1 protein-coding gene is annotated in these 537 nt (G+C 42.1%); it reads left to right on the top strand.

The window, feature by feature from the left end; genetic code table 11:
* The coding region (locus A5867_RS17615) for a bacterial Ig-like domain-containing protein (protein ID WP_170927556.1) at positions 1-537 on the top strand (537 nt) is incomplete at both ends.

Below are 537 nucleotides of genomic sequence, written 5' to 3'. Positions count from 1 at the left end.
GATAGTGCGTTAGATAAAGATGGCAACGATGTTGATTTTTCAGCTTTAACGGTCGATGCTAGTAAAGCCGACACGAGTAAAGCAGGCAGCTTTAAAGTTACCTATACGTATGATGGTGTAACGAGTACAGCGATTGTCACAGTTAAAGAAAAAATGACAGCCGTCAACGTCCATGATTCTACGATTTATGTGGGGGATAACTGGCAAGCAGAGGATAACTTCGATAGTGCGTTGGATAAAGATGGTAATCCGATAGATTTCCAAGAACTGACGGTCGATGCTAGTAAAGCAGAAACAAGTAAAGCAGGAACTTTCGAAGTTACCTACACGTATGATGGTGTAACCAGTACAGCGATTGTTACAGTCAAAGAGAAAATGACAGCCGTCAATGTCCACGATTCCACGATCTATGTGGGGGATAACTGGGAAGCGAAAGATAATTTTGATAGTGCGTTAGATAAAGATGGCAACGATGTTGATTTTTCAGCTTTAACGGTCGATGCTAGTAAAGCCGACACGAGTAAAGCAGGCAGCTTT

The organism is Enterococcus sp. 6D12_DIV0197 (genome assembly GCF_002174385.1).
GTDB lineage: Bacteria > Bacillota > Bacilli > Lactobacillales > Enterococcaceae > Enterococcus_D > Enterococcus_D casseliflavus.
This window is presented reverse-complemented; position numbering and strand designations above follow the sequence as displayed.